This is a genomic window from Symbiopectobacterium sp. (assembly GCF_051710365.1).
Taxonomy (GTDB): Bacteria; Pseudomonadota; Gammaproteobacteria; order Enterobacterales; family Enterobacteriaceae; genus Symbiopectobacterium.
The window spans coordinates 1-4095 of sequence record NZ_JBPETA010000235.1 but is presented as its reverse complement, the minus strand read 5'-3'; the positions used below and the strand labels follow the sequence as shown (position 1 = coordinate 4095).

The window sequence follows — 4095 nt, the reverse complement described above, 5'->3', positions numbered from 1 at the left end:
GATCAAGGTTACGGATGGTAACGTGGGGAGTACTCATGCTGATTGGTCTGCAAAAAGCAGTAATAAATTCAGAACTTCAGAATACTGTCAAGTCCCGAAAAAAGAAAAATCAGGTGCGGAATGACGGGTATAAAGGATATTTATCGCTAAGAAAAATAGCGTGAAATAACAGTACGACAACGAAAGCGGTGCTTATCGAAATAAAAAGTAAACGTGGATACCCTTATAATCACGACGCCCGGCGCAATACCGGGCGTCGTGAACAGCACTACTTGCGTGCCAATATCGGCTTGAGGAAACGGGCAGTGTGCGATGCTTCGCAATTGGCAACCGTCTCCGGGGTGCCGGACACCAGTATTTGACCGCCACCGCTGCCCCCTTCCGGACCAAGGTCCACAATCCAGTCTGCGGTTTTAATCACATCCAGATTGTGCTCAATCACCACAATGGTGTTCCCCTGATCGCGCAACTGGTTCAACACGTCCAACAGTTGCTGAATATCGGCAAAATGTAGCCCGGTGGTTGGCTCGTCAAGAATATACAGGGTTTGCCCCGTTCCTCGCTTTGACAACTCGCGGGACAATTTCACACGCTGTGCTTCACCGCCGGAGAGCGTGGTCGCCGACTGGCCAAGACGAATATAAGAAAGCCCCACATCGATAAGGGTTTGCAGCTTACGCGCCAAGGCAGGAATGGCATCAAAGAAGTCACGCGCCTCTTCAATGGTCATTTCCAGCACTTCGTGAATGCTTTTACCCTTGTATTTGATTTCCAGCGTTTCACGGTTATAACGTTTGCCTTTGCACTGATCGCACGGCACATAGATATCCGGCAGGAAGTGCATCTCCACTTTGATGACGCCATCGCCCTGACAGGCCTCACAGCGCCCGCCGCGCACGTTGAAACTAAAGCGCCCGGGGTTGTATCCGCGGCTTCTCGCTTCTGGCACGCCGGCAAACAGTTCACGGATGGGGGTAAATACGCCTGTGTAGGTCGCCGGGTTGGAACGCGGTGTGCGCCCAATCGGACTTTGATCGATATCGATCACCTTATCAAAATGTTCAAGGCCGTGAATCTCACGGTATGGTGCCGGTTCCGCCAGCGTTGCGCCATTGAGCTGACGTTGCGCCAGCGGAAACAGCGTATCGTTAATCAGCGTCGATTTACCGGAACCAGAAACACCGGTAATACAGGTGAACAGCCCGACGGGCAGCGTCAGCGTGACATCTTTCAGGTTGTTGCCTTTAGCCCCCACCAGCTTCAGCACTTTGGTGGGATCGGCAGGCACGCGTTGCGACAGCACTAAGATTTTTCGCTCACCGCTCAGGTACTGGCCGGTCAACGATTCTGGCACCGCCATAATCTGTTCTACCGAGCCTTCCGCTACCACTTGACCGCCGTGCACCCCCGCGCCAGGTCCGATATCAATCACATGATCCGCCGCGCGAATGGCGTCTTCATCATGCTCCACCACAATCACCGTGTTGCCCAGATTGCGCAGGTGAATCAATGTCTCCAACAGGCGTTCGTTGTCCCGCTGGTGCAAGCCAATGGAAGGTTCATCCAGTACATACATCACCCCCACCAGCCCGGCACCAATTTGGCTCGCCAGTCGAATACGCTGTGCTTCACCGCCGGAAAGCGTTTCGGCAGAACGCGACAGCGACAGGTAGTTCAATCCCACGTTCACCAGGAATTTCAGGCGATCGCCGATCTCCTTCAACACTTTTTCAGCAATCTGCGCGCGCTGACCACTTAGCTTCATGCTTTGGAAGAACGTCATCGCATGGCCGATGCTCATGTCGGAAATCTGCGGCAACGTGGTCTGTTCGACAAACACATGGCGCGCTTCTTTACGCAGACGCGTACCGCTGCAACTGGCACAAGGACGGTTACTAATAAACTTGGCCAGTTCTTCGCGCACCGCGCTTGATTCGGTTTCCTTGTAACGCCGTTCCATGTTGTTCAACACTCCCTCGAAAGGATGGCGTCGCACGGACGTATCGCCACGATCGTTGATGTATTTAAACTCGATAGTGTCTTTACCGGAACCGTAAAGAATGACGTGACGAATTTTTTCACTCAGGCTGTCGTAGGGTGCCTCGACATCAAAACGGTAATGCTCCGCCAGTGAACGCAGCATCTGAAAATAGTAAAAATTACGTCGATCCCATCCGCGAATCGCACCGCCTGCCAACGACAGCTCACCGTTTTGCACCACACGTGCCGGATCGAAGAACTGCTGCACGCCCAACCCATCACAGCTCGGACAAGCGCCAGCCGGATTGTTGAAGGAGAACATGCGCGGCTCCAGCTCATGCATGCTATAGCCACACTGCGGACAAGCGAAATTGGCGGAGAACAGCAGTTCAGGCTGCTTGCTATCATCCATATCCGCCACAATGGCGCTACCGCCGGAAAGCTCCAGCGCGGTTTCAAACGATTCCGCCAGACGCTGTGCCAAATCTTCACGCACTTTGAAACGATCGACGACCACTTCAATGGTGTGTTTCTTCTGTAATTCCAGCTTGGGCGGATCGGAAAGATCGCACACCTCGCCGTCGATACGGGCGCGGATATAGCCTTGTGTCGCCAGGTTTTCCAGCGTTTTGGTGTGCTCCCCTTTGCGATCTTTAACAATGGGGGCGAGCAGCATCAGGCGAGTACCTTCCGGCTGTGCCAGCACGTTATCCACCATCTGGCTGACGGTCTGCGCCGCCAGCGGCACATCGTGATCCGGACAGCGCGGCTCACTCACGCGGGCAAAGAGCAGACGCAAATAGTCGTGAATCCCGGTGATGGTACCCACGGTTGAGCGCGGGTTATGGGACGTGGATTTTTGCTCAATGGAAATCGCCGGTGACAACCCTTCGATATGATCGACGTCCGGTTTCTCCATTAAAGAGAGAAACTGGCGCGCATAGGCAGACAACGATTCAACGTAGCGTCGCTGCCCTTCCGCATACAGGGTATCAAACGCCAGCGACGATTTACCGGACCCCGACAGCCCGGTGACCACAATCAGTTTATCGCGCGGAATTACCAGATTGATATTTTTGAGGTTATGAGTACGGGCACCACGAACTTCGATCTTATCCATTCACATACATCCCGGAGTTAACGCTATTTTTCATCATCCCGCAGGCGGAGATAACCGGTACGAAACGTGCAATTATGACACAAAAAAACACCCGCTGTGTTTTTTAGCACCGCAGATGGCGGCTCAGTGGGGGGCTAAGCAGAAGAAACACGCTAACAAAAAACTGAATAAATATCCAGTATTCTAATGCAACAATGTAACCAATAAAAAAAGTGTGGATGCAACATCGCGGGTACTCAGCACAGTGCTGGCATGTTATGATTTCTAACTTAGACTTTATGTATTGACTCATCAGGAGACACAAGCATGGCCAGCAGAGGCGTTAATAAAGTGATTCTTGTCGGGAATCTGGGGCAAGACCCGGAAGTCCGTTATCTGCCGAACGGTGGTGCCGTTGCTAACCTGACTCTGGCCACGTCAGATACCTGGCGCGACAAGCAGACCGGCGAGCAGAAAGAGCGCACAGAATGGCACCGCGTCACGCTGTACGGAAAGCTGGCTGAAGTGGCTGGAGAATACCTGCGCAAAGGCTCACAGGTGTATGTTGAAGGTCAACTGCGCACGCGTAAATGGCAGGATCAGAGCGGGCAGGATCGTTACACCACGGAAGTGGTGGTAGACATTTCCGGCTCCATGCAGATGCTGGGCGGCCGTCAGGGCGGTGGTGCCCCGGCAGGCGGCAACGCAGGCAACAACGCACCGCAGGGTGGCTGGGGACAACCGCAGCAGCCTCAGGGTGGTAAGGCCTTCAGCGGCGGCGCACAGCAAGCACCGCGCCAACAGAACAATGCTCCGATGCCTAGCGGCAATGAACCTCCGATGGACTTTGACGACGATATTCCGTTCTAAGTTGCTGGTTCAGCAAAAACATAACGTGTACTAGCTCAGACCTGATCTGACAGTTACCGGTTATTTATACAGGTGTCTGTCAGATTAAATCTGGTTCAGATTTTTTTCTGCCCAGACCCGTTTACCATCAAGTAATGTTGCCATTG

Annotated in this window: 2 protein-coding genes; one reads left to right on the top strand and one right to left on the bottom strand. The window is 53.2% G+C overall.

What is annotated here, in order from left to right; genetic code table 11:
* Window positions 1-268: 268 nt before the first annotated feature.
* Window positions 269-3100, bottom strand: a complete 2832-nt coding sequence (uvrA, locus tag ACTBDZ_RS15620; protein WP_438815994.1) for an excinuclease ABC subunit UvrA — start codon at window positions 3098-3100, stop codon at window positions 269-271.
* Window positions 3101-3406: 306 nt separating this feature from the next.
* Here uvrA and ACTBDZ_RS15615 point away from each other — a divergent pair, with 306 nt between their 5' ends.
* Entirely contained in the window at window positions 3407-3949 is a 543-nt protein-coding gene (locus ACTBDZ_RS15615; RefSeq protein WP_438815993.1) for a single-stranded DNA-binding protein, read from the top strand.
* The last annotated feature ends 146 nt before the right edge of the window (window positions 3950-4095 follow it).

Excerpts from the sequence above, each read along its gene's own strand:
- ACTBDZ_RS15615 (WP_438815993.1), top strand. The coding sequence starts at position 3,407 with ATGGCCAGCAGAGGCGTTAATAAAGTGATTCTTGTCGGGAATCTGGGG.
- uvrA (WP_438815994.1), bottom strand. The coding sequence starts at position 3,100 with ATGGATAAGATCGAAGTTCGTGGTGCCCGTACTCATAACCTCAAAAAT.